At 63.8% G+C, this 25,167-nt stretch carries 24 protein-coding genes; 8 read left to right on the top strand and 16 right to left on the bottom strand.

Annotated elements, in window-relative coordinates; genetic code table 11:
• The first annotated feature begins 4 nt into the window (after positions 1-4).
• Genes DN824_RS17505 through DN824_RS17490 form a run of 4 tightly spaced genes read left to right on the top strand, consistent with a single transcriptional unit; the run spans position 5 to position 5,543 of the window.
• Positions 5-841: a PilW family protein gene (locus DN824_RS17505; RefSeq protein WP_138409693.1), complete on the top strand. Its 837-nt coding sequence runs from the start codon at positions 5-7 to the stop codon at positions 839-841.
• On the top strand, positions 838-1,356 hold the full coding sequence (locus tag DN824_RS17500) for a pilus assembly PilX family protein (protein ID WP_125865153.1): 519 nt from the start codon (positions 838-840) through the stop codon (positions 1,354-1,356). Before DN824_RS17505 ends, DN824_RS17500 begins: the two co-directional genes overlap by 4 nt.
• A 9-nt stretch (positions 1,357-1,365) precedes the next feature.
• Positions 1,366-5,136, top strand: a complete 3,771-nt coding sequence (locus DN824_RS17495) for a pilus assembly protein (protein ID WP_138409692.1) — start codon at positions 1,366-1,368, stop codon at positions 5,134-5,136.
• A gap of 5 nt (positions 5,137-5,141) precedes the next feature.
• Positions 5,142-5,543 carry a type IV pilin protein gene (locus tag DN824_RS17490; RefSeq protein WP_138409720.1) on the top strand — a complete coding sequence of 134 codons (402 nt, stop codon included), beginning with the start codon at positions 5,142-5,144 and terminating at the stop codon, positions 5,541-5,543.
• A 202-nt stretch (positions 5,544-5,745) separates the two neighbouring features.
• Here DN824_RS17490 and ispH read toward each other — a convergent pair whose 3' ends face one another.
• The 6 genes from ispH to murJ form a co-directional block, all read right to left on the bottom strand.
• A complete protein-coding gene (ispH, locus tag DN824_RS17485) occupies positions 5,746-6,690 on the bottom strand; it encodes a 4-hydroxy-3-methylbut-2-enyl diphosphate reductase (protein WP_138409691.1) in 945 nt (314 codons plus the stop codon).
• Between the two features lie 102 nt (positions 6,691-6,792).
• Positions 6,793-7,230: an FKBP-type peptidyl-prolyl cis-trans isomerase gene (locus DN824_RS17480; RefSeq protein WP_138409690.1), complete on the bottom strand. Its 438-nt coding sequence runs from the start codon at positions 7,228-7,230 to the stop codon at positions 6,793-6,795.
• Positions 7,223-7,726, bottom strand: coding sequence for a signal peptidase II (gene lspA, locus DN824_RS17475; RefSeq protein WP_138409689.1), 504 nt, complete (start codon positions 7,724-7,726; stop codon positions 7,223-7,225). Before lspA ends, DN824_RS17480 begins: the two co-directional genes overlap by 8 nt.
• 27 nt (positions 7,727-7,753) lie before the next feature.
• On the bottom strand, positions 7,754-10,585 hold the full coding sequence (gene ileS, locus DN824_RS17470; RefSeq protein WP_138409688.1) for an isoleucine--tRNA ligase: 2,832 nt from the start codon (positions 10,583-10,585) through the stop codon (positions 7,754-7,756).
• Position 10,586: 1 nt separating this feature from the next.
• Positions 10,587-11,537, bottom strand: coding sequence for a bifunctional riboflavin kinase/FAD synthetase (gene ribF, locus DN824_RS17465; protein ID WP_138409687.1), 951 nt, complete (start codon positions 11,535-11,537; stop codon positions 10,587-10,589).
• A 93-nt stretch (positions 11,538-11,630) separates the two neighbouring features.
• Complete coding sequence (gene murJ, locus DN824_RS17460) at positions 11,631-13,178, bottom strand: murein biosynthesis integral membrane protein MurJ (RefSeq protein WP_138409686.1); 1,548 nt, start codon at positions 13,176-13,178, stop codon at positions 11,631-11,633.
• Between the two features lie 211 nt (positions 13,179-13,389).
• Between murJ and rpsT the strand changes: the two genes are divergently transcribed.
• A complete protein-coding gene (gene rpsT, locus DN824_RS17455; RefSeq protein WP_138409685.1) occupies positions 13,390-13,668 on the top strand; it encodes a 30S ribosomal protein S20 in 279 nt (92 codons plus the stop codon).
• A gap of 83 nt (positions 13,669-13,751) precedes the next feature.
• Here the strand turns inward: rpsT and DN824_RS17450 are convergent, their stop codons facing one another.
• The 5 genes from DN824_RS17450 to rplU all read right to left on the bottom strand — a co-directional run bounded on the left by DN824_RS17450 (position 13,752) and on the right by rplU (position 17,450).
• Positions 13,752-14,222, bottom strand: a complete 471-nt coding sequence (locus tag DN824_RS17450) for a CreA family protein (protein WP_138409684.1) — start codon at positions 14,220-14,222, stop codon at positions 13,752-13,754.
• A 7-nt stretch (positions 14,223-14,229) separates the two neighbouring features.
• Positions 14,230-15,345 carry a glutamate 5-kinase gene (gene proB, locus DN824_RS17445; RefSeq protein ID WP_138409719.1) on the bottom strand — a complete coding sequence of 372 codons (1,116 nt, stop codon included), beginning with the start codon at positions 15,343-15,345 and terminating at the stop codon, positions 14,230-14,232.
• A 71-nt stretch (positions 15,346-15,416) separates the two neighbouring features.
• Positions 15,417-16,634: an Obg family GTPase CgtA gene (cgtA, locus tag DN824_RS17440; RefSeq protein WP_138409683.1), complete on the bottom strand. Its 1,218-nt coding sequence runs from the start codon at positions 16,632-16,634 to the stop codon at positions 15,417-15,419.
• A 213-nt stretch (positions 16,635-16,847) separates the two neighbouring features.
• Positions 16,848-17,105 carry a 50S ribosomal protein L27 gene (gene rpmA, locus DN824_RS17435; protein WP_138409682.1) on the bottom strand — a complete coding sequence of 86 codons (258 nt, stop codon included), beginning with the start codon at positions 17,103-17,105 and terminating at the stop codon, positions 16,848-16,850.
• 33 nt (positions 17,106-17,138) lie between these two features.
• Positions 17,139-17,450, bottom strand: a complete 312-nt coding sequence (gene rplU / locus DN824_RS17430; RefSeq protein ID WP_138409681.1) for a 50S ribosomal protein L21 — start codon at positions 17,448-17,450, stop codon at positions 17,139-17,141.
• A gap of 248 nt (positions 17,451-17,698) precedes the next feature.
• Between rplU and DN824_RS17425 the strand changes: the two genes are divergently transcribed.
• Both DN824_RS17425 and DN824_RS17420 read left to right on the top strand, forming a co-directional pair.
• Positions 17,699-18,667, top strand: a complete 969-nt coding sequence (locus tag DN824_RS17425) for a polyprenyl synthetase family protein (protein ID WP_138409680.1) — start codon at positions 17,699-17,701, stop codon at positions 18,665-18,667.
• Positions 18,668-18,829: 162 nt separating this feature from the next.
• Entirely contained in the window at positions 18,830-19,072 is a 243-nt protein-coding gene (locus DN824_RS17420) for a PA4570 family protein (RefSeq protein ID WP_138409679.1), read from the top strand.
• A 54-nt stretch (positions 19,073-19,126) separates the two neighbouring features.
• Here the strand turns inward: DN824_RS17420 and DN824_RS17415 are convergent, their stop codons facing one another.
• From DN824_RS17415 to DN824_RS17400, 4 genes are all read right to left on the bottom strand, one after another.
• A complete protein-coding gene (locus DN824_RS17415; protein WP_138409678.1) occupies positions 19,127-19,744 on the bottom strand; it encodes a BamJ family beta-barrel-assembly machinery protein in 618 nt (205 codons plus the stop codon).
• A gap of 92 nt (positions 19,745-19,836) precedes the next feature.
• Positions 19,837-20,325, bottom strand: a complete 489-nt coding sequence (locus DN824_RS17410) for a TIGR00645 family protein (protein WP_138409677.1) — start codon at positions 20,323-20,325, stop codon at positions 19,837-19,839.
• Between the two features lie 94 nt (positions 20,326-20,419).
• Complete coding sequence (locus DN824_RS17405) at positions 20,420-20,764, bottom strand: PA4575 family protein (RefSeq protein WP_138409676.1); 345 nt, start codon at positions 20,762-20,764, stop codon at positions 20,420-20,422.
• Positions 20,765-20,928: 164 nt separating this feature from the next.
• On the bottom strand, positions 20,929-23,382 hold the full coding sequence (locus tag DN824_RS17400; RefSeq protein ID WP_138409675.1) for a Lon protease family protein: 2,454 nt from the start codon (positions 23,380-23,382) through the stop codon (positions 20,929-20,931).
• 234 nt (positions 23,383-23,616) lie between these two features.
• Between DN824_RS17400 and DN824_RS17395 the strand changes: the two genes are divergently transcribed.
• Positions 23,617-24,648 carry a cytochrome-c peroxidase gene (locus tag DN824_RS17395; protein WP_138409674.1) on the top strand — a complete coding sequence of 344 codons (1,032 nt, stop codon included), beginning with the start codon at positions 23,617-23,619 and terminating at the stop codon, positions 24,646-24,648.
• A 42-nt stretch (positions 24,649-24,690) separates the two neighbouring features.
• Here the strand turns inward: DN824_RS17395 and mscL are convergent, their stop codons facing one another.
• Entirely contained in the window at positions 24,691-25,101 is a 411-nt protein-coding gene (mscL, locus tag DN824_RS17390) for a large-conductance mechanosensitive channel protein MscL (RefSeq protein WP_138409673.1), read from the bottom strand.
• Positions 25,102-25,167: the final 66 nt, after the last annotated feature.

Below are 25,167 nucleotides of genomic sequence, written 5' to 3'. Positions count from 1 at the left end.
CGATATGACTTTCAGCAAGCACCAATCCGGGTTGTCCCTGATCGAGCTGATGATCGCGCTGCTGATCAGCAGCTTCCTGATCCTCGGCGTGACCCAGATCTACATCGACAACAAGCGCAGCTACCTTTTCCAGCAGAACCAGGCCGAGAACATCGAGGCCAGCCGCTACACGCTGCTGGTTTTGCAACAGGAAGTCGGCAAGGCAGGCTATCGCCGCCGCCCCGACGAAACCATCGAGGCCGCATTCCCGGCGTTCAACGCGGCCGACTGCAGCTTCATCGCCGGTGAAGTCACCAAGGCGACCAACTCGCCCGCCGCGTCCCTCTGCATTCGCTACCAGCCCATGGACCCCACCGACCGGGATTGCCTCGGCAACCTGCCGGTAAGGACCTCCGAGATCAACGATCCTTACACCAGTGCCGTAGAGATCGTCGTCGAGCGCATCTACCTGGACCCGGCCGACAAGAGCCTGAAGTGCACCGTCGCCAATACCGACAAGACAGGTTCCACCCTGCGTGCGGCGCAGACCGCCGAGCTGGTTACCGGTGTGGCCGGTCTGCGGCTGGAGTCGGGAATCCCCAACGCCACCGACCCCCGGGCCATCGCTCAGTACACGACCGATCCCTCCACTCAACAGGTCCTGGCGCTTCGCTACACCGCGCTGATGCAGAGCAGTAACCCCAACATGCGCGACGCCGTGGACGTCGACACCGCTTTGGCCAACTGGAAGCAGTTCACCAACGCCTCCGACGACGAAACCAACGCGATAAAGGCCGCCGACAAGGGCGAGCTCTATCAGGTCATGCAAAGCACCATCATGCTCAGGAACCTACTGCCATGAAATCGATGCCAAGGCGCCAGGATGGAGCCACCCTGTTCATTGCACTGATCATCCTGCTGGTCGTGACGCTGCTGGCGGTATCGAGCGTTCGCGAAGTCACCCTCGAATCGCGAATGACCGGCAACTTCGTCGAGCAGCAACGTCTGCTCAACGCCTCCGAGGCAGGCCTGCGCGAAGGCGAAAGCCGTCTGACCGCGCCGATCAAACCGCTGGAGGTTGGCTGCTCCGCGGGCTACTGCCTGCGTGACATCGACCCCACGTACGAGCAGACCTTCAACACCAGCCTGGCCTACAGCCCGGCCGACGGCACGCAGAGCAACTCAGGAACCGCCGTCAGGTGGTATGCCCTGCCCGCACCCTCGGGCAGCGCCGAAGGCGCCGCGGAAAACCCGGAATACGGAAACATGATGCAAGGCATAGGGGTGTTCCGCTACGAGGTGAACGCCGAAGCGACCAACACCAGTTCGGAGCGCACCACCAACCTGCGCACCACCACCGCCAAAGTATTCAACTGAGACTCTGAAATGGAAATCAAGACGCGCATTAATCATGCGAAGGCCTTTGCGAGCCTGCTGACCTTCAGCCTGTTGTTTGGCGGCATCCAATCGGCCCATGCAACCCTGCTGGATATCAGCCAGAGGCCGCTTGTGCTGTCCGACAGCGTAGCGCCCAACCTGATCCTGACCCTGGACGACTCGGGAAGTATGCGCTTCGGGTTCGTTCCGGACCTTATCGGTCAAGAGTCCCAGGGACATCGGAATTATCGTCGTACCAAGTCGGCTGTATTCAACAGCATGTACTACGACCCCACTATCACCTACCAGCTTCCGTTGAAGATAAACAATGACGGCTCGCAGGCCACGGTGGGGTATGGCACGAGCTTCACTGCTGCCTGGAACAATGGCTTTGATACAGGCAGGGGCTCCGTAAACCTGACCAACAACTACAGGGTATCCTGGGACGTCCCTATCACTGCCGCCCCGTCAGCCTACACCTACTCCAACTCCAGCAACTATTCTGGCAGCGGAACCATCTTCAGGCTGGCTGAGAACCCCGCATCTGACTTTTCGAGCAGCGTAACCCGAAGCAGCAACGGCACTAGCTCCGTCACTTCTCCTGGGGGCATCGTCTTTTCCATCAACCGGACCGGCACCAATTCCTGTACCGCAACCGCCGCATATCCTGGCGTGTTCACCAACGTAACCGCCGACTGCTCCAGAACCGCGAACAACGTCTTCACCGCGACGCTGAGGCAAAGAGCTGTACCAGCGTATTACTACACGCTGAAGCCCAACTGTACCAATGTAGCGAATGATGACTGTTACCAGCTGCGGTTCGTAGCTGGTAATACAGAGCAGCAGAACTTCGCAATCTGGTATTCCTTTTACCGCAACCGTGCACTGGCGACACTCAGCGCTGCAAACCTGTCGTTCAACCAGCTACCTAACTCGGTCCGCCTGACTTGGCAGACACTCAACGGCTGCAAGACCTTGAACTCAGCCAATTGCGGCGTCAATTATTTCAGAGCCTTTTCCAATCAGCATCGTGGAAACTTCTTCTCTTGGCTGAGTGGAGTCCCCTTCGACGGGGGCACCCCGCTGCGCGAGGCACTGGGTCGTGCCGGTGAGTTCCTCAAAACCGATGACGCCTGGGCGCATACGCCCAACCCTTTCACCGCCAATGGCGGAAGAGGCACGACAAACCATAGCCTGGACAAGTACAGCTGCCGACCCAGCTACCACATCCTCATGACCGATGGCATGTGGAACGGGAACAATGCGAGCCCCTCGCAACTAAAACCCGACCATTCCAACACTACTCTGCCGGATGGAAAAACCTACAGCACCCAACAGAATCCGTTCCAGGACGCTACAACCAATACTTTGGCCGACCTTGCGTTCCATTATTGGGCTACCGACCTGTCGAGCCTCGCCAACGATGTAAGGCCCTTTACCCCTTTTGCCGCCAGCAGCAGCAGCCTGACCAACGCCGAATACTGGGACCCACGCAACAACCCGGCCAACTGGCAGCACATGGTCAACTTCATGGTTGGTTTAGGCCTGACCTCTTCGCTTCAACAAAGGGGCCTGGAATGGAATGATCAGCTGGGCACTTATGGCGGCACGGGTTACGAGAACCTCAAGAATAACGGGGGCTGGCCTCGCGCTGAAGCCGATAGCAGCAATAACGTCTACGACCTCTGGCACGCGGCGATCAACTCGCGCGGGGAATTCTTCAGCGTTGACGACCCGGACAGCATGGTGGGTGCATTCGACAAGATCATCGCCCGAATCGGTGACCACACCACGTCGGCAAGCCGTCCTGCCGTGACTGCCTCCCAGGTCAACGGAGCCACCTCCCGTGAGGTCTATGAAACCGAGTTTTCCAGTGAAGACTGGAGCGGCGACCTCAAAAAATATGCAATCGACACGGTGGGCGTTCGCACCCAGGCCTGGAGTGCCAAGAGCAGGCTGAACGGTGAGCGCTCGGTAAAGATGGCCGCGGCGAACGGCAGGCAACTCCAGGAGTTCAGCTGGACCAACCTCACCACCGAACAACGCGCCTATTTCAATGTGGATCCTGACAACATCACCGGCAGGACCGATAACAAAGGCGAAGCCCGGGTGAACTACATCCGCGGTAACCGCAGTAACGAAGGAACGGCGGACGGCACCTTCCGCCTTCGCGGCAGCGTACTGGGCGATATCGTCAACTCGGCCCCGGTAGTCGTGAAGGACGCGCAATATTTGGCGTATCTCGCCGACCGTATCGATGGCTCGCCAGGCGACTACTACCAGTTCCAACAACGAGTCGCCAACCGCAAGGAAATGATCTACGTCGGCGCAAACGACGGCATGCTGCATGGCTTCAATACCGCCACCGGTGTCGAGGAGCTGGCATTCGTGCCTAACGCCGTGCTGCCCAATCTGTACCGGCTGACCGGGCAAAGCTATCAGTCCGGCGGGCACCGCTACTATGTCGACGGCACCCCCGTGGTATCGGACGTGTACTTCAACAATGCCTGGCACACGGTGCTGATCGGTTCGCTGCGAGGCGGCGGTCGCTCCCTCTTTGCTCTTGATGTTACCGACCCCAACAATATCCGGCCGCTGTGGGAGTTCACCCATCCCAATATGGGCCATACCTTCCCGCAACCCGTTGTCGCACGGCTGCATACCGGCAAATGGGCGGTGGTCACCGGTAATGGCTACGGCAACCAGGAGGGCAGCATCGCCGACAAGGCTGCACTCTTCGTGATCGATGTCGAAACCGGTGAACTGGTGCGCGAAGTCGTCGTCGAGGGTGATACCACCAAGGCCAACGGCCTGTCGTCCGTGCGGCTGGCGGACAACGACAGCGACGGCATCGCCGACTATGCCTATGCAGGCGACCTGCAGGGCAACCTCTGGCGCTTCGATCTGTTCCGCGCCACCAATAGCACCACACCGCCCGGCAACCCCTTCGCGTCCTCGGTCATCGGCACCGCTCAAGCAGAACATATCGTGGCGTCGTATGGCGGCAAGCCCCTGTTCAAGGCCACCGATGGTACGACCGGTGCGGTTCAACCCATCACGGCGGCGCCCTCCCTGGTTCGTCATCCCTCGCAATTGGGCTATCTGGTGATCTTCGGGACCGGCAAGTACTTCGAGGACAGCGACGGTAACGTCAACACCAGCCTGGGCCACAGCGTCTACGCCATCTGGGACCGCAAGACGAAGGCCGAGACCACCGCGACTCCGCCAACCATCACGCGCAACAGCCTGCTGTCCCAGACGATCCTTAGGGAGCTCAGCACGGACATCAACGGTGTCACCAGTGAAAGCCGCCTGGTCAGCCAGAACGTGCCGCAGTGGTACAAAGACAACGCCACGGGCCTCACCGATAGCGATGTCAATCACTGGGGTTGGCGCCTCGACCTGCAGGTGGGCGCAACAAGGTCCGGCGAGATGATGATCAACCCGATGGCGGCCCGCGGTCAGGCGCTGATCTTCAGCACCCTCACCCCCAACGACGACCCGTGCAAAGACGGTGTGGAAGCCTGGCTCTACGGTATCAACCCGTCCTCCGGTGGTCGCACTACCTTCAGCGTGTTCGATATGGACGGCAGTGGCGACGTCAATAGCAGTGACACTTATAACAACGAGGTGGTGTCCAGCCGTAAGCTGGATTCGGCCAGCGGATTCAACCTGAACGGCGACACGCTGTTCAGCACCGACGAAAGCATTGTGGTCGATTACGGCCCAACCTCCAGCGGACGCCAGAGCTGGCAGGTCATACCCAAGAGGAACGATTAATGTCCATGCGTAAACAAGGCGGCTTTACCCTGATCGAGTTGATGGTCGTGGTCGCCATCATCGGGATCCTGTCTGCCATCGCCATCCCCAGCTATCAGGATTACGTGTTGCGCGGCAATCGGACCGAAGGCATGGCGCTGCTCAACGATGCAGCGGCCCGCCAGGAGCGCTATCACGCGCAGAATAATACCTATGCCGACACCCTGGCCAAGCTGGGGCTTCAGGAGAGTTCGAACAACAACCTCTATACCTTGAGCATCAGCAACACCAGCAGCACTGCCTACACCCTGACGGCAACACCCAAGGGCAGCCAGACCAGGGACACCAAATGCGGAACCCTGGGTCTGAACCAGGCGGGCACGAAAACCAAGACAGGAACCGCAGCGCTGAGCGATTGCTGGAAGTAACCTGAGCGACAGCAAAAAGGCCAGGAGCCGCAGGCTCCTGGCCTTTTTTATTCCCACTGTTTTTAAGGTTGCTGATGGAGTGTCGGTCAACGGCCTTGTCGCTTCAGCGGCTCTGGCCCCCGCCAGCCCCTTCGCCCGGTGGCCGGCCCGATCGATCACCCAGCGTTTCAGCCCTTTCAGCAGACGAAGGGCAACGGGTCGACTATACGGCCTTCAGCCGCAACTCCTTCGGCATGGAAAACGTCACGTTTTCCGGGCGGCCCGCCAGTTCGTCGGTGCCTTGCGCGCCCCACTTGCCCAGCTGTTCGATCACGCCGCGCACCAGCACCTCGGGAGCCGAAGCGCCGGCAGTGATGCCGATGTTCTGCGCGCGCTCGAACCATGCCTGCCTGAGGTCCTCGGCGCCGTCGATGAGGTACGCCGGGGTGCCCATTCGCTCGGAGAGTTCGCGCAAGCGGTTAGAGTTGGAGCTGTTGGGGCTGCCGACCACCAGCACCACGTCGCATTCCCTGGCCAATTGCTTCACCGCATCCTGACGGTTCTGGGTGGCGTAGCAGATGTCGTCCTTACGCGGTCCACCGATGCTCGGGAAGCGCGCCCGCAGCGCGTCGATCACTCGGCTGGTGTCATCCATCGACAAGGTGGTCTGGGTGACGAACGCGAGCGAGTCGGGATTGCGCACCTGGAGCTGCGCCACGTCCTCCTCGTCCTCGACCAGATAGATCGCACCGCCGTTGCGGTCATCGTACTGGCCCATGGTGCCCTCGACCTCAGGGTGCCCCTCGTGGCCGATGAGCACGCATTCACGTCCTTCCCGGCTGTACTTGGTCACTTCCAGATGCACCTTGGTGACCAGGGGGCAGGTGGCATCGAACACCTTAAGCCCACGCTTCTCGGCTTCCTGACGAACCGCCTGGGAAACGCCATGCGCACTGAAGATGACGATGACGTCGTTCGGCACCTGGTCGAGTTCTTCGACGAACACGGCACCACGTGCACGCAGGTCTTCGACGACGAACTTGTTGTGGACCACTTCGTGGCGAACGTAGATCGGCGGGCCGAACACCTCGAGCGCCCGGTTGACGATCTCGATGGCGCGGTCGACACCGGCACAGAAGCCGCGGGGGTTTGCGAGTTTGATCTGCATGGTTATCTCGGCACGCATGGCAAAGGCGTCAGTGTAACGCGAGTGGCGCGCGCGGGCAGCGCGCAGAGGGCAGACCCGGGCGACCTCGCCCGGGTCTGCCGATCAGGCCGGCTGGACGTCGAAGATCTCGACGTCGAAGGTCAGTGCCTTGCCGGCTAGCGGATGGTTGAAGTTGACGATCACCTGCTGATCGTCGAAGGCCTTCACCACGCCGGGCAGCTCGGTATTGGCGGCGTCCTTGAAGATCACCAGCAGCCCCTCGGACAGCTCCATACCCTCGAACTGGCTACGCGGCATGACCTGTTCGTTCTGCGGGTTGGCCTGGCCGAAGCCCTGCTCCGGAGGAATCGGGAGCGAACGCTTGTCGCCCGCCTTGAGCCCGAACAGTGCCTGTTCGAAACCGGGCAAGAGATTGCCGTCGCCGACCTTGAAGGTGGCGGGCTTCTTGTCGAAGGTGCTGTCGACGACGTCGCCGTTTTCCAGCTTGAGCGCGAAGTGAAGGGTGACCTGGCAGTCAGCCCCGATGCGCTGTTCAGTCATGTGCGGGTTCTCCGGTTTTGTTGCCCTTGAACATGTCCAGCGCCAGCATGATCGCGCCCACGGTGATGGCGCTGTCGGCGATGTTGAACGCGGGGAAATACCAGCGGTTCTGCCAGTGGACAAGGATGAAGTCGACCACATGGCCCAGCACCATGCGATCGTAGAGGTTGCCCAGCGCGCCGCCAAGCACCAGCGACAGCGCGATGGCGAGCCAGGTTTCGTCGGGTTTGAGCCGCTTGAGCCAGACGACCAGTACGGCACTGACGCCGATGGCGATCGCCGCGAACAGCCAGCGTTGCCAGCCGGAATGATCCGCCAGGAAGCTGAAGGCGGCGCCGGTGTTGTAGGCCAGCGTCCAGCTGAAATAGTCGGGAATCACCTCGATGCGCTGGTACAGCGTCAGCGCGCCCTCGAAATAGAACTTGGTCGCCTGATCCAGCACGACCACCACCACGCTGAGCCAGAGCCAGGGCAGCTTGCCGAAGCGGGCACTCATGGCCTGGCCCCCCACACGGAACGTCGATCACGCATAGTGGCGAACCTCACCGCTGCCTTCGATGTTGTCCAGGCAGCGACCGCAGATTTCGGGATGCGCGGCATGGGTGCCCACGTCAGGCAGGTGATGCCAGCATCGGCCGCACTTGGCGTGGCCGGTCTTGCTGATCCGAAGCTTGAGGCCGGGCAGCTCGCTCTGCACGGCTTCGGCCGGCGCCTCGGCGAGAGGCGCTACCGTCACCGCCGAGGTGATCAGCACGAAGCGCAACTCGCCGCCCAGCTTGGCCAGATCGCTTACCAGCGCCTCTTCGGCATAGAGCACCACCTCGGCCTGGAGGTTGCCACCGATGGTCTTGGCGGCGCGCTGGGTTTCCAGCTCCTTGTTCACCGCCGCCTTGACCGCCATGACCTTGTCCCAGAACGCACGATCCAGCTCGGCATCGCCCGGCAGCTCGCTGAGGCCTTCGTACCAGGTGTTGAGCATCACCGACTCGTTACGCTCGCCGGGCAGGTACTGCCAGATCTCATCGGCGGTGAACGACAGGATCGGCGCGATCCAGCGCACCAGCGCCTCGGCGATGTGGTACAGCGCCGTCTGGCAGGAGCGCCGCGGCAGGCTGTCGGAACCGGTGGTGTACTGACGATCCTTGATGATGTCGAGGTAGAAGCCGCCCAGTTCCTGTACGCAGAAGTTGTGCACTTTCTGATAGACGTTCCAGAACTTGTAGCTACCGTAGGCTTCCTCGATTTCCCGCTGCAACAGCAGGGCGCGATCGATCGCCCAGCGGTCGAGCGCGATCAGCTGATCAACCGGAACCAGGTGCTGCGCGGGATCGAAACCGTCGAGATTGCTCAGCAGGAAGCGCGCGGTATTACGAATGCGCCGATAGGAATCCGCGCTGCGCTGCAGGATGACCTTGGAAACCGCCATCTCGCCGGAATAATCGGTGGACGCCACCCACAGGCGCAGGATGTCGGCACCGAGACTGTCGGTGACCTCCTGCGGCGCAACGACGTTGCCCAGGGACTTGGACATCTTGCGGCCGTTCTCGTCGACCACGAAGCCGTGGGTCAGCAGCCCCCTGTAAGGCGCGTGTCCGTCGATCGCCGAGCCGGTCAGCAGCGAGGAGTGGAACCAGCCACGGTGCTGGTCGGACCCTTCCAGGTACAGGTCGGCACGCGGGCCGCTTTCATGCCCCATCGGGTGCGAGCCGCGCATCACGTGCCAATGCGTGGTACCGGAGTCGAACCAGACGTCCAGGGTGTCGCTGATTTTCTCGTACTGCGCCGCTTCGTCACCCAGCAGCTCGGCCGCATCCAGCTTCGACCAGGCCTCGATGCCGCCCTGTTCCACGCGCTGCGCCACCGCCTCCATCAGCTCGACGGTGCGCGGATGCAGCTCGCCGCTTTCCTTGTGCAGGAAGAACGGAATCGGCACGCCCCAGGTCCGCTGACGCGAGATACACCAGTCCGGACGCCCGGCGATCATGCCGTGCAGCCGCGCCTGGCCCCAGGCGGGGACGAACTCGGTCTGCTCGATGGCGTCCAGCGCACGACGACGCAGGGAGCTGCCGTCGTGGGCGACCTTGTCCATGCCGACGAACCACTGCGCCGTGGCGCGATAGATCAGCGGCGTCTTGTGCCGCCAGCAGTGCATGTAGCTGTGCTGGATCGATTCGTGCTTGAGCAGCGCGCCGATTTCACGCAGCTTCTCGACGATCTGCGGGTTGGCCTTCCAGATGAACTGGCCGCCGAAGAACGGCAGATCCGATACGTAGACGCCATGGCTCTGCACCGGGCTGAGAATGTCGTCGTTCTCCATGCCGTACTGCTTGCAGGAGCGGAAGTCATCCTCACCGTATGCGGGCGCCGAGTGGACGATGCCGGTGCCGGCGCCGGTTTCCACGTACTCGGCCAGGTACACCGGTGCGAAGCGCTCATAGAACGGGTGGCGGAACCGGATGAGTTCCAGCGCCCTGCCCTCGCAGCGGGCAATGATTTCGCCCTGCAGACCGTAGCGCTGCAGGCAGGATTCGACCAGCGCCTCGGCGAGCACCAGCAGGCTGTCGCCGGTATCGACCAGCGCATAGCTGAAGTCGGGATGGACGTTGAGCGCCTGGTTGGCCGGAATGGTCCAGGGCGTGGTGGTCCAGATGACGATGCTGGTCGGTCTGGACAACGCCGCGATACCGAAGGCCGCGGCGAGCTTGTCCGCGTCCTCGACCTGGAAGGCGACGTCGATCGCATCGGACTTCTTGTCCTGATATTCGACCTCCGCCTCGGCCAGGGCGGAGCCGCAATCGAAGCACCAGTTCACCGGCTTCAGGCCCTTGAAGACGAAGCCGCCCTCGACCATCTTCGCCAGCGCGCGGATTTCGCCGGCCTCGTTGGCAAAGTCCATGGTGCGATAGGGGTTGTCCCATTCGCCGAGCACGCCGAGGCGGATGAAGTCGGCCTTCTGCCCTTCGATCTGCTCGGCGGCATAGGCGCGGCAGCGCTCGCGGGTCAGATCGGCAGGCTGGTTCTTGCCAAAAGTGATCTCGACCTTGTGCTCGATCGGCAGGCCATGGCAATCCCAGCCCGGCACGTAGGGTGCGTCGAAGCCGGCCAGGGTCTTGGAGCGGACGATCATGTCCTTGATGACCTTGTTCACCGCATGACCGATGTGAATGCTGCCGTTCGCGTAGGGCGGGCCGTCATGCAGGATGAACTTCGGGCGACCCTCTCCAATCTGCCGCAGTTTCCGGTACAGATCGATGCTGTTCCAGCGCTGCAGAATCTCCGGCTCGCGCTGGGGCAGACCGGCCTTCATCGGAAATGCCGTGGCCGGCAGATTGAGGGTCGCTTTGTAATCGGTCATTTCAGTCCTGGCTCATGGTAGAGGGTGAAGCCCGCCAATAGGCACGGGCAGCAGCGATGTCCGCGTCGATCGCTGCCTTGAGCGCCTCCAGAGAGGCGAAACGCTGCTCGTCGCGCAGCTTGCGATGGAAGGTGATCCGCAACCGGCGCCCGTACAGGTCGCCGGCATAGTCCAGCAGATGCACTTCCAGATGCGGTTGGCCGTCGCTTTTCACCGAAGGCCGCATGCCGATGTTGGCCACACCGGGCCATTGCCGGCCGTCCAGCTCGGCGCTGACGGTGAACACGCCGTCGACCGGAGGCCGGCGCCGCTTGAGCTGAATGTTCGCGGTCGGCGCATCGAGCTGCCGACCGAGCTTCTGGCCATGCAGAACACGCCCGGTGATGGCGAAGGGTCTGCCCAGCAGCCGCTCGGCCAGGGCAAAGTCCGCTGCCGCCAGCGCGGCGCGCAACCGCGTGCTGCTGACCCGTTCGCCATCGACCTCGATGGTGGTCGCCGACTCGACGGTGAAGCCCTCGACGGCGCCGGCCCTGCGCAGGAAATCGAAATCCCCGGCCCGGTCACAGCCGAAGCGAAAATCGTCGCCCACTTCCAGGTGCTCGACGCCCAGCCCCTCGACGAGCACCGCATGGACGAACTCGGCGGCGCTGAGCTCGCGCAGGCGGCGGTTGAAGGCCAGACAGAGCACGCGATCGACGCCCTGCTCGGCCAGCAGCTCGAGCTTCTCGCGCAGGCGGGTCAAGCGTGCGGGTGCCTGGCCGGGCGCGAAATATTCCCGCGGCTGGGGTTCGAAAATCACCACGCAGCTCGGCAGCCCGAGCTCGGCCGCGCGCTCGCGCAGACGCGCCAGGATGGCCTGATGCCCCCGGTGCACGCCGTCGAAATTGCCGATGGTGGCGACGCACCCCCGATGCCGGGGTTGCAGACTCTGTAGACCTCGAACCAGCTGCATACCGCACTTCTTGATCGTAAAGTGGCCAATTATACGCACGCGGCGGGTAGCGCGGACAGCGTCACTGCACCCGTGGATCGACGGCGCGGGCGATCAGTGACGCAAGTGGCGCGGCCGCAAGCCCAGCACCAGCAGCCCCAGAGCGAAAGCCGCCAGCCCGCCGGTCACCAGCAACGCCAGCTGCAGCGCCCGGCGCTGCCATCCCCAGGAGAACCACTCGGCCGACGGCACGTTCAGCCACCACACCACCGACACCATCGCCGCGCACGCGCCCAGCAGGCGAAACGCGAACAGCCCCCAGCCCGGCGCCGGCTGGAAGACGCCGATCCTGTACAACCCCCAGAACAACAGGAAGGCGTTGAGCATCGACGACAACGAGGTGGCCAGCGCCAGGCCGACGTGCTTGAGCGGCCAGATCAGCAGCAGGTTGAAGACCATGTTGGCGACCATGCAGATGATCGCGATGCGCACCGGCGACTTGAGGTCCTGACGGGCGAAGAAACCGGGCGCCAGCACCTTGATCAGCATGAAGGCCAGCACCCCGAGCGAGTAGGCCTGCAGCGCTGCCGCCGACTGCACCACCGCCTCCTCGCTCATGGCGCCATAGAAGAACAGGCTGGCGATCAGCGGCTCGGCCAGGATGCCCAGCGCCAGCGCCGCCGGCACGCCGACCAGCAGCACCATGCGCAACGCCCAGTCGAGGGTGGCCGAGAACCCTTTCGGATCGGCACCGGCATGCTGGCGGGACAGGCTGGGCAGGATCACGGTCCCGATCGCGATGCCGAAGGCCCCGAGGGGCAGCTCGGACAGCCGATCGGCGTAGTACAGCCAGGACACGCTGCCAGTTTGCAGGAAGGATGCGAGCACCGTGTCGAGCAGCAGGTTGATCTGGCTGACCGACACCCCGAACAGCGCCGGCACCATCAGCAGCATGATGCGCTTGACGCCCTCGTCGTCGCGCTTTATCCGCGGCCTCGGCAGCAGCCCCAGGCGCGCCACGAACGGCAGCTGGAAGCCGAGCTGAACCACCCCGGCGATCAGCACCCCCCAGGCCAGCGACATGATCGGTTGCTCGAAATACGGGGACAGCAGCACCGCGGCGCCGATCATGCAGACGTTGAGCAGTACCGGGGTGAAGGCCGGCACGGCGAAGCGCCCATAGCTGTTGAGCACGCCGGCCGTGAACGCCGTCAGCGAAATCAGCAACAGATAGGGAAAGGTGATGCGCAACAGCTCGCCGGCCAGCTGCAGCTTTTCGGGCTCACCGCGAAAGCCCGGCGCGAAGAGCATGATCAGGTAGGGCGACGCCACCACCCCGAGCGCCGTCAGCGCCGTAAGGGTCAGGCCGAGCGTACCGGCCGTGCGGTCGACCAGCAGCTTGACCTCGGCCAGGCTGCGCTTGGTGCGATACTCGGACAGCACCGGCACGAAGGCCTGCGCGAAGGCCCCTTCGGCGAACAGCCGGCGCAGGAAGTTGGGGATCTTGAAGGCGATGAAGAAGGCGTCCGCCGCCGCGCCCGAGCCGAAGTAGCTCGCCACCACCATGTCGCGTACCATCCCCAGCACCCGGGAAAACAGCGTCATCACGCTGACCACTGCACTGGAGCGCAGCAAACCGCCTTTGCCGGATGTCTCAGACATGTGTGTTCCTAACTGATTGCAGCGCATAGGGTCGGACGAATTGCCCGATGGCCCAATACGACAGGAAACGAGCGCGCGAGTTTAACCAGCGCCCACCCGTCAGACCAGTATTCGGACTTCATGGCCAGGGTTGACATTCGCTCTGTGCATCGGCATGATTCGCGGCCTTATTTGTTCCGGCAATCCCCCCAAGTTTTCGAGGAGTTCGACGGTGGCCAACAGCCCTTCCGCCAAAAAACGCGCAATTCAGGCTGAGAAGCGTCGCAGCCACAATGCCAGCTTGCGCTCCATGGTTCGCACCTACATCAAGAACGTGGTCAAGGCTATCGACGCCAAGGACCTGGAAAAAGCCCGCACCGCCTACACGGCAGCCGTACCGGTCATCGACCGCATGGCCGACAAGGGCATCATCCACAAGAACAAGGCCGCCCGTCACAAGGGTCGCCTGAACGCTCACATCAAAGCCCTCGGCGAAGCCGCTGCCGCCTAAATAGAGCGTTCAACAAAAAACCGGCCATGTGCCGGTTTTTTTGTGCCTGCAAGAGAGACCCCTTGAGCCAGCGCGCGCACCGCTCAGCGCACCGACTCGGCCCAGGGCAGGATCGGAATCGCCGTGACCGCGTTCTGCGGACTGCCTTCGATCACCCGGTCGCTGTAGACCAGATAGACCAGCGTGCTGCGCTCCCGATCGAAGAAGCGCACCACCTGCATGGTCTTGAACACCAGCGAAGTGCGCTCGCGAAAGACCGTCTCGCCATCCTTGAGCCCCTGATCGAAGCGGATCGGCCCGACCTGGCGACAGGCGATGGATGCCTCGGCACGATCCTCCGCCAGGCCCAGCCCACCCTTGATACCGCCGGTCTTGGCCCGCGACAGGTAGCAGGTGACGCCCGACACCTTGGGATCATCGAACGCCTCGACCACGATCTTGTGATTGGGGCCGAGCCACTTGAACACCGTATCGACTTCGCCGATTTCCCGCCCCTGCCCCACCGCCGGCAACAGCAGCAGCGCAGCGGTCACGATCGTTTTCGCCGAGGCCATCACCACCTCACACCAGGATCAGATTGTCGCGATGAATGAGTTCGGGCTCATCGACATAGCCGAGCAGCTTCTCGATATCGTCCGAAGCATGACCCAGGATTCGCTGAGCCTCGAGCGCGCTGTAGTTGACCAGGCCGCGAGCGATCTCTCGTCCCTGCGGATCGATGCAGACCACCATTTCGCCCCGACGGAAGCCCCCCTGCACCGCCCGCACGCCGACCGGCAGCAGGCTGCGCCCGGAACCCAGCGCCTGGGCCGCACCGGCATCGAGCGTCAGCGTGCCGCGCGTCTGCAGATGCCCCGCGAGCCACTGCTTGCGTGCCGCATGGCGGCTACGCTCCGGCGCGAGCAGGGTACCCAGACGCTCGCCAGCCTTCAGACGCGCCAGCACCTGCTCGATGCGCCCGCCCACGATCACGGTATGAGCACCGGAACGCGCCGCCAGCCGAGCCGCCCGCAGCTTGGTCTGCATGCCGCCACGCCCCAGCGCGCCACCCGTGCCGCCAGCCACGGCATCCAGCGCCGGATCGTCGGCACGCGCCTCGCTGATCAGCAGCGCATCCGGATTGACCCGGGGGTCGGCGTCGAACATCCCGTCGCGATCGGTGAGGATCACCAGCAGGTCCGCCTCGACCAGATTCGCGACCAGGGCCGCGAGGGTGTCGTTGTCGCCGAAGCGGATCTCGTCGGTCACGACCGTGTCGTTCTCGTTGATCACCGGGATGGCGCCGAACTGGATCAGGGTGCGCAGGGTGCTGCGCGCATTGAGGTAGCGCTTGCGATCGGAAAGATCGTCATGGGTCAGGAGGATCTGCGCGGTGTGGCGCTGATGACGGGCGAAACTCGACTCCCAGGCCTGCACCAACCCCATCTGCCCGATCGCGGCGGCCGCCTGCAGCTCATGCATCGCCTTCGGCCGAGCACTCCAGCCAAGCCGGCTCATGCCGGCTGCCACCGCACCGGAGGAAACCAGCACCAGCTCGACCCCAGCCTCGCGCAGCGCCACCATCTGCTCCACCCAGACCGCCATCGCCGCCTGGTCCAGACCGCGGCCATCGGCCGTCAGCAACGCGCTGCCAATCTTAACCACCCAGCGCCGCGCGCCGGTCACCTTGTCCCGCATCATGCCCGCCTTATGATCCGATCAATCCTTCAAGGCGCAGCCGGCGATTGCACCGGCGCGTCGCACGACGATCAGCGCACGTAGATGATCTCGGCGCCGTCCTCGTCGTCATCGTCATCGTCGAAGTCGTCATCATCGACATCGTCCACAGCCTTGACCCCGGCACGCCGCAGCGCACGCTGGTCATCGAGGGCCTGCAGGCGCGCCCGCGCCTCATCCTCGATACGCTGATCCAGTTCGGCCAGCGCCTCGGCAAATGCCGGCTCCTCGGCGATGCGCAGCGCGCGCTCGTCCAGGTAGCGCATGATTGCCTGACTGAGCGCCTCGGTGCCCTCGCGCTCCAGGGCAGAAATGACGAACACCGGCCCTTTCCAGTCGAGTCGCTCGATGACCCGGCGCTTGCGCTCCTCCTGCTCTTCCTCGAGCAACTGGTCAGCCTTGTTCAGCACCAGCCAGCGGTCACGCTCGGTCAGCGCCGGGCTGAATTTCTCCAGCTCGTGCAGGATGGTCTCGGCCGCATCGGCCGGATCGCTTTCGTCCAGCGGCGCCATGTCCACCAGATGCAGCAGCAACCGGGTACGCGAAAGGTGCTTGAGGAACCGGATACCGAGCCCCGCGCCTTCGGCGGCCCCCTCGATCAAACCGGGAATGTCCGCGATCACGAAGCTCTTGTAGCGCCCGACGCTGACCACCCCGAGGTTGGGCACCAGGGTCGTGAAGGGATAGTCCGCCACCTTCGGCTTGGCCGCCGAGACCGAGCGAATGAAGGTGCTCTTGCCGGCGTTCGGCAGGCCCAGCAAGCCGACATCGGCCAGCACCTTGAGCTCCAGCTTGAGATCCCGCGCCTCGCCAGGCTTGCCCGGCGTGGTCTGGCGCGGCGCACGGTTGGTGCTCGACTTGAAGCGGGAGTTGCCCAGCCCGTGCCAGCCACCCTGGGCCACCATGATGCGCTGACCGGGCTTGGTCAGGTCACCAATGATTTCCTGGGTATTGGCATCGATGATGGTGGTGCCGACCGGCACCGGCAGGATCAGGTCCTCGCCCTTGGCACCGGTGCAATCGGTGCTGCCACCCTTCTCGCCGCGCTGCGCCTCGAAACGGCGGGTGTAGCGATAGTCGATCAGGGTGTTGAGGTTCTCGTCGGCCTCCATGAACACCGAGCCGCCGTCGCCGCCATCGCCGCCGTTGGGGCCACCCTTTTCGATGAACTTCTCGCGACGAAAGCTCATCATGCCGTTACCGCCGTCGCCGGCCTTTACAAAAATCGATACTTCATCGACGAATTTCATGGGTACGCCTCCCGCCGGGACAGCGGGCCAGATAACAAAAGAAACAGAACGGTCGCCGAACAGGACGATCGCGACTGCAGTGTTTGAGAGCTGCGGATCGAAAAGACTCGACTCGCCGCCTACCGCCCGTCGCAGCTACCGGTTAACAGCTCAACAGGATACAGAAACAAAAAAGCCCCGTCGCATGACAGGGCTTTTTCAGCAACGTCGCGATCAGGCCGCGACGACGCTCACGTAGCGACGGCCGAAAGCGCCCTTCACTTCGAACTTGACCACGCCTTCCACTTTCGCGAACAGGGTGTGGTCCTTGCCCATGCCAACGCCGTAACCAGCGTGGAACTCGGTGCCGCGCTGGCGAACGATGATGTTGCCGGCCTTGATGGCCTGGCCGCCATACATCTTCACGCCAAGGCGTTTACTTTCGGAATCGCGACCGTTGCGGGTAGAACCGCCAGCTTTTTTGTGTGCCATGAGTTCAATACTCCTATAGAGGATTCAGGCGAATCAGCCCTGAATACCGGTGATTTTGACCTCAGTGAACCACTGACGGTGGCCCTGACGCTTCATGTGGTGCTTACGACGGCGGAACTTGATGATGGTCACTTTGTCGTGGCGGCCCTGGGCAACCACTTCAGCGGTGACTTTGGCACCATCGACCACCGGAGCACCGATGGTGACGTCGTCGCCGTTGCCGATCAGCAGAACGCGATCGAAAGTGACCGCTTCGCCAGTGGCAACTTCGAGCTTTTCAATCTTCAGGTATTCACCTTCGGCAACCTTGTATTGCTTGCCGCCGGTTACGATAACTGCGTACATCTGTGTATCTCCGTTAATCCTGCTCACCCAGCGCTTTGGAATGGTGTTTGGTGGCTGGCATGGCTGCATGGGGCCGGAAGGGACGCCCGTGCAATTGCGTAAGGCAGGGAAATGCCCAGGGGGAAGTTCAGGGGCCGCGATTGTACGCAAGCCACTGGCGCTGCGCAAGGGCCACGGGGCCTCGCCTTGACAGCCCCGGACCCGCCCCATAGCATGCCGCGCATCCTTCGAGGAGCGACAGCCCGCACATGCAACCCCAGGCTTTCTACCAGATCGTGGCGGACGACTTTGCCGCGGTCGACGGCATCATCCGCAAACAGCTCACGTCGCGCGTGCCGCTGGTGGAAAAGATCGGGGACTATATCACCTCCGCGGGCGGCAAGCGCCTGCGCCCGCTGCTGGTCCTGCTCAGCGGCAAGTCGCTGGGCTACGAGGACGAGCAGCTGCGCCTGCTGGCCGGCATCATCGAATTCCTCCACACCTCGACCCTGCTGCACGACGACGTCGTCGACATGTCCGGCATGCGTCGCGGGCGCTCCACCGCCAACGCGCTCTGGGGCAATGCGCCGAGCGTGCTGGTCGGCGACTTTCTATATGCCCGCTCCTTCGAGATGATGGTAGAGCTCGGCTCGATGGACGTCATGCGCATCATCTCCCAGGCGACGCGTGTCATTGCCGAAGGGGAAGTGCTGCAGCTGTCCAAGGTGCGCGACGCCAGCACCACCGAAGCGACCTACATGGAAGTCATCCGCGGCAAGACGGCCATGCTGTTCGAAGCCTCGACCCACAGCGCCGCCACCCTGGCCCAGGCGCCAGTGGAACAACGCGAGGCGCTGCGTACCTTCGGCGATCACCTCGGCGTTGCCTTCCAGCTGGTCGACGACCTGCTGGACTACCAGGGCGACAGCGACGCGCTGGGCAAGAACGTCGGTGATGACCTGGCCGAAGGCAAGCCCACGCTGCCGCTGATACGCACCATGAGCCATGGCACCCCGGAACAGGCCGCGCTGGTGCGCCACGCGATCCAGAAAGGCGGGATCGAGGACCTGGAATCCATCCGCAGCGCCGTCGAAGCGTCCGGCGCCCTGGCCTACACCGCCGAGCTCGCCCGCGACTATGCCGAGCGCGCCATCGCCTGTCTCGAAGTCGTCCCGGCCAACCGCTATCGCGATGCACTGATCGAACTGACCCGCTTCGCCGTCGCCCGCACCCACTGACAGCCGCGCTCGCGGCTGTCTTCTCCTGCCTTTGAAGTCGCCTAGACATCGCACCCGCGCGCGATGCCGACTGTCGTCCGCGCGAAAGAGTTACAGCTGCCCCTCTTGCCAAATTGCAATTAATAATTATTCTCATTAAGGCAATTTACTGGAGGTACAACCATGACTTATCTGATCGACGCCTGGCTCGACCGCCCGCAACCCTATCTGCGCATTCTCGACCGCAGTACCGGCAATGCCTGCGTGACCCTCGACGGCGAGGCGCTGGAAGAGCTGAGGGAACAGGGGGATCTGGACCTGCACGAGCTCGGCACCACCGAACCCTGCATCCTGAAGGAACAGGTACGCAACCTGTTCCTGTTCAGCTATGCGCGGGCGCTGCGTCCGCTGGAGAAACGCAGCTGACCTCGCCGCACCCCTGCCCCGACCTTGCGTCGGGGCGGCGCGCGTGACGCGACCTCAGAGGACGGCCAGCAGCTCGACGTCGAACACCAGCGTGCTGTGCGGCGGGATGCTGCCGACGCCCTGGGCGCCATAGGCCAGCTCGCTCGGCACGTAGAGGCGCCATTTGCTGCCGGCATTCATCAACTGCAGGGCCTCGGTCCAGCCCGCAATCACACCTGCAACCGGAAACTCGGCCGGCTCGCCGCGCTGGTAGGAGCTGTCGAACACGCTGCCGTCGATGAGCGTGCCGTGGTAGTGGGTGCGAACGCTGTCCTCGCGGCTGGGGCGAGCACCATCGCCGCTGGCGATCACTTCGTACTGCAACCCGGACGGCAACACGGTGACGCCCTCGCGCTTGGCATTTTCGGCGAGGAACGCCTTGCCCTCGCCCGCCGCCGCTTCGGCCCGGGCCTGAGCCTGTGCCTGCATCTGTTCGCGGATCACCTTGAAGCTGGCATTGAGCGCCTCGGGGCTGACCTGGCTGGCAGCGCCGCCGAACGCATCGCGGATGCCGGCGATGACCGCGTCCAGACTCACGCCGGGCGGCGGGTTCTCGCGCAGCTGATCACCGAGCTGGCGGCCGATGCCGTAGCTGACGCGCGCTTCGTCGGTGCTTAGATTCAATTCGGACATGCCGGGGCTCCGCTGGAAAAAAGGCCGGCCAGACTAGCACAGACCGCCACGGCCGGCAGCGCCGGCAGCGCCGGCGCGGTCGGAGTCTGTCTTCAGTGCTTGGTCAGCTTGTCCAGATAGCCCATGGCGAAGGCGGAGAAGACGAAGGTCAGGTGGATGATCACGTACCACATCAACTTCTCGGCTGCGATCTGCTGGGCGTCCATGAACATGCGCAGCAGGTGGATCGACGAGATCGCCACGATCGAGGCGGCCACCTTCATCTTCAGCGAACCGGAGTCGATCTTGCCGAGCCAGTCGAGCTTTTCCTGGCCTTCGGCGACATCCAGCCGCGAGACGAAGTTCTCGTAGCCGGACAGCATCACCATCACCAGCAAACCACCGACCAGCGCCATGTCGATCAGCGACAGCAGCTTGAGGATCAGGTCCGCCTCGCTGAGAGCGAAGACGGCCGGCATGATGTGGAACACTTCCTGGAAGAACTTGATGGCCAGCGCCAACAGGGCGAAGGCAAGGCCGAAATAGATAGGCGCCAGCAACCAGCGTGCGGCGTACATGGCGTTTTCGATCAGGCGTTCCATGGTTACTCGGTCAAAACGGACGGGCCGCCGAGTATACCCAGCGGGTTGCTGCAGACAAGGCGACCCTGCCCGGGCAGTAACACCGCTGACCGGCTCAGGCTTCGGGGCGCGACTGCCAGCCACCGCTCAGGTAGCGCGCCTGGTTGGCGTTGACCTTGCGCAGCTCGGCCTGCATGTGCAGTTGCCAGATGAAGGGCTCCTGCGCCTGCGAGTAGCCCTGCTCGGTGAGGTTGTTGGCGATCGCCGTGAGCACGGACTCGGCCATCCGCGGGCCGTGGAACGGGCCCTGCACCTTGATTGCCGTGGGCTGCGAATTGGCCAGGCCGGCGGCACAGAGCAACGTCCACAACCCGTTACCCCCGGACAGCGGACGGATGGAGCACTCGATGCGGGTAATCAGGCCCAGACACTGGCGGGTCAGACAGATGCTTTGCGGCATGACGGCGATCCTCGCTGTCGGCTACCGGCGCGACTGCATGGGCCAGCAACCCGGTCATCCGGCTGTGGATAACCTTGTGGATAGAGAGTGGGGAAACCCCCGGTCTCTATCCAGACCGACGCCGCCGGCCATCGTTCCGCCACCCTCCGAAGAAGGCTCTGCCCTTACAGCGAGACCGGTTTCTGCCCCGACGCCACCGCTGCATCCTCCAGCGCCTGGCTCGCAGGTCCGCCCTTGTCGTCCTCCTCCATGCCCATCTCGGCGATGTCGCGCAGCCGCTGGACGACACGTGCGTTGACGCTGCCCTTGGGGAAGCGCCCCTCCTCGTCCGCCTCGCCAACCGCCTCGCCCACCAGCAGCGCCAGTGCCTGATCGACATGGCGCACGGCATAGATGTGGAAGCGTTCCTGGCGTACGGCCTCGAGGACGCGCTCGTCGAGCATCAGGGTGGTGACGTTGGCGAAGGGAACGATCACCCCCTGCTCTCCGGTCAGGCCACGCGCCTCGCAGAGCCGGAAGAAACCTTCGATCTTCTCGTTCACGCCGCCCACCGCCTGCACTTCGCCGAACTGGTTGATCGACCCGGTGATGGCGAAGCACTGCTTGAGCGGCGTGCGCGACAGCGCGGAAATCAGCGTGCAGACCTCGCCGAGCGATGCGCTGTCGCCGTCGACGTAACCGTACGACTGCTCCAGCGCGATGCTCGCGGAGATTTCCAGCGGAAATTCCTGGGCGTAGCGGCTGCCGAGATAGCCGGTAAGGATCATCACGCCCTTGGAGTGGATCGGCTGGCCGAGGTTGACCTCCCGTTCGATGTCGACGATGCCCGAGCCGCCGGGATACACCGTGGCCGAAATACGCGCCGGCATGCCGAAGGCCGAGTCACCGACCTCGAGCACGGTCAGGCCGTTGCACTTGCCGATCGCCGCGCCTTCGGTGTCGATCAGGATGACGCCGGCCAGGATGTCGTCGAGGATGCGCGCCGAGACGCGGCCGGTGCGCGTCGCCTTGGCCTTGAGCGCCCGCTCGATGTGGCCGACGTCGGTGACCGCTTCCTTGGCCAGCTGGCGGATGAAATCGGCCTCGCTGACCAGCTGGAACAGATCGCCTATACGCGCCGACAGCCGCCCCTGGTGCTCGGCCAGGCGCGCGCTGTAGGTGGCCAGGCGCGCCACCGCCGCAGCGGTCAGGGGTGCCATGCCCTCTTCCGAGGTGCGGGTCTTGAGCAACTGGGCGAACTGCTCGAGGCTGTCCTCGGCCAGCGGGATGTCCTCGTCGAAGTCGACCAGCACCCGGAACATCTCCTGGAAGTCCGAATCCAGGTCCTGCAGCGTGTAGTAGAGCTGGCGCGAGCCGATGATGATGACCTTCAGCTGCAGCGGAATGACTTCCGGCGTCAGCGTCACGGTCGCCAGGCGGCCGAGTTCGGCCAGCGGCGACTCCATCTTCAGCTGCCGCGATTGCAGGGAGCGCTTGAGCGCTTCCCAGACGAAGGGCTCGCCCAGCATCTTCTCGGCTTCGAGGATCAGGAAACCGCCATTGGCGCGATGCAGGGCGCCGGGGCGCAGCTGCCGGTAGCTGGTATAGAGGGCACCCTGGTCGGTGCTGTATTCGATACGGCCGAACAGGTTGTCGTAGGTCGGATGCGGCTCGTACACCACCGGCGCGCCGCCGTTCATCTGGTGCCCCACCACCAGGCTCGGGCTGTACTGCTCTTCGAGCAGCTGTCGCGACTGGGCCTCCGGGCGGTTCTCGTCGACCAGCTGCTCGACCACGGTCTTGAGCAGGTTGACCTGCACGGCCTGCAGGTAGCCTTCGACCCCGGCGTTCTCGGCGTACTTCTCCGACAGCGGCGCCAGCAGCGGCTGCAGCGCCTGGGTGATGGTCTCGTCATTGAGCTGGCGCAACTGGTTGCTCGATTCGCGCTTCCATTGCGGCAGGCTCGCCAGCTCTTCGTTGAGCTGCACTTCCAGCGCGGAGATGTCGCTGTGGTAGCGCTCGCGCTCGGCATCGGGCAGTTGCGCGAACTCGGTTTCGTCCATCGACTTGCCGTCTTTCATCGGCGTGAAGGCGATGTTGCTGCTGTCGCGGTACAGCGCGATGCCCTTCTCCAGCGCCAGCTTCTCGATCACGTCCAGCGCACGGTCGTAGCGCTGATTGAAGGCGCGGTCGATGGCGCTCTTCTTCTGCTGGAAGCTGGGGTGTTCGAACACCGCCGGGAAGGTGGCCAGCAGGTTGTCGATCAGCCCGTTGATGTCGCTGATGAACTCATGCGCCGTGCCGGGCGGCAGCTCGAGCACGCGCGGCTCGCGGGGCTCGTCGAAATTGTTGACGTAGACCCAGTCCGAAGGCGTCGCCATGCGCTTGCCTTCGGCCTTCAGGTAGCGCTTGGCGAAGGAGAAGCGCCCGGTGCCCGGTTCGCCCATGACATAGACGTTGTAGCCGGCGCGCGGCATGGCGACGCCGAACTGCAGCGCCTCGACGGCCCGTTCCTGGCCGAGCACGCCGAGGAAGGGCTCGAGATCGTCGGTCGTGGTGAAGGTGAACTGGCTGGGTTCGAAGGGGCGGGTCAGTGCATCGGGCGCCAGGCGCAGCCCAGCAGCGGCAGTTTCAGACATCGGTATTCCTTGCAGGGTTGGCCAGCGGCCACGTCATGCGCGCCATTCTCGCGCCGCCACCGGCGAGTCGCAAGGCGCCCGGGTGCGCCACAGGTCGCGGAACCCACCGACAGCCGACGCCGCTGGGTCAATTTGACCCACCCCGGGACGCCGTCTCGCTTGACCTGTGTCAAGGCCCCGGAAGCCCGCCTGGCGCCTGCTAGAGGTGCCAATAAAACGATGAGGAGCATCCGGATGCGCATTCCAAACCCCGTGCTGTTAGGCAGCCTTATGATGATCGCCAACATGGCCCAGGCCGACGCTCTGCGCGAACGTGCCAGCACCCTGTTCAAACCCGTGCCCGAGGTGGTCACCGAGGTTCGCGGCCAGCCGGTCAGCGAAGCCCAGGCCGCGCTGGGCCACAAACTGTGGTTCGACCCGCGCCTGTCGCGCAGCCACATCATCAGCTGCAACACCTGCCACAACCTGAGCCTGGGCGGCGTCGACAACGTGACCACCTCGATCGGCCATGGCTGGCAGAAAGGGCCACGCAACTCGCCCACCGCGCTGAACTCGGTGTTCAACGCCGCGCAGTTCTGGGACGGCCGCGCCGAAGACCTGCAGGCCCAGGCCAAGGGGCCGGTGCAGGCCAGCGTCGAGATGAACAACACGCCGGAGCGGGTCGAGCAGACCCTCCAGAGCATCCCGGCCTATGTCAGCGAGTTCAAGAAGGCCTTCCCGAAGGACAGCAACCCGGTCAGCTTCGACAACATGGCGCTGGCCATCGAGGCCTTCGAAGTCGGTCTGACAACGCCCAACGCGCCGTTCGACCGCTACCTCAAGGGCGACGACAAGGCGCTGTCCGACAAGCAGAAAACCGGCCTTGCCCTATTCATGGATGCCGGCTGCGCCGGTTGCCACAACGGGGTGAACCTGGGCGGCCAGGGCTACTTCCCGTTCGGCGTGATCCAGCGGCCGGGGGCCGAGATCCTGCCCGAGGCGGACAAGGGACGCTTCACGGTGACCAACACCGCGTCCGACGAGTACGTCTTCCGCGCCGCACCGCTGCGCAACGTCGCGCTGACCGCGCCCTACTTCCACAGCGGCGAAGTGTGGGAACTGGAACAGGCGGTGGCGATCATGGGCGACAGCCAGCTGGGTCGCCAGCTCGATGCGAGTGAAGTCAACGCGATCACCGCCTTCCTCCACAGCCTCACCGGCGACCAGCCCCAGGTCGCCTATCCGGTGCTGCCGACCAGCACCGCGACCACGCCCAAACCCGAGTGACGGGCCGGCCCTCCCCCGCCTGGCGGCGGGAGGGCTTCGCCATCAGGGGCGGTCCTGCCCCTTGAGCAGATCGCGGATTTCCGTCAACAGCTCCTCTTCCCGAGTGGGCGCGGGCGGCGCGGAAGGCTCCTCGGCCTCCTTGCGCTTGAGGTGGTTGATCGCTCGCACACCCAGGAAGATGGCGAAGGCGACGATGGTGAAATCGATCACCGTCTGGATGAAGCGACCGTAGCTGAGCGTGACCGCCGGGCTGTCCGCCGTGGCCGCGCGCAATACGACGGCCAGGTCGGAAAAGTCCACGCCGCCGATCAGCAACCCCAGCGGCGGCGTGACCACGTCGCCGACGAAGGACGAGACGATCTTGCCGAACGCCGCGCCGATGATGATGCCGACCGCCATGTCGATCACGTTGCCACGCACAGCAAAGGTTTTGAATTCGGAGAGAAGGCTCATGGTGTTGCGTTCCTTTGAATGGGTAGAAGGGCCGTCCACGCGGCGGTGACCTTAGAGACTCTAGCT

Source organism: Stutzerimonas nosocomialis (assembly GCF_005876855.1).
GTDB lineage: Bacteria > Pseudomonadota > Gammaproteobacteria > Pseudomonadales > Pseudomonadaceae > Stutzerimonas > Stutzerimonas nosocomialis.
Note: the sequence above shows the minus strand (reverse complement) of the source record. Positions and strands in the feature narration are given on the sequence as shown.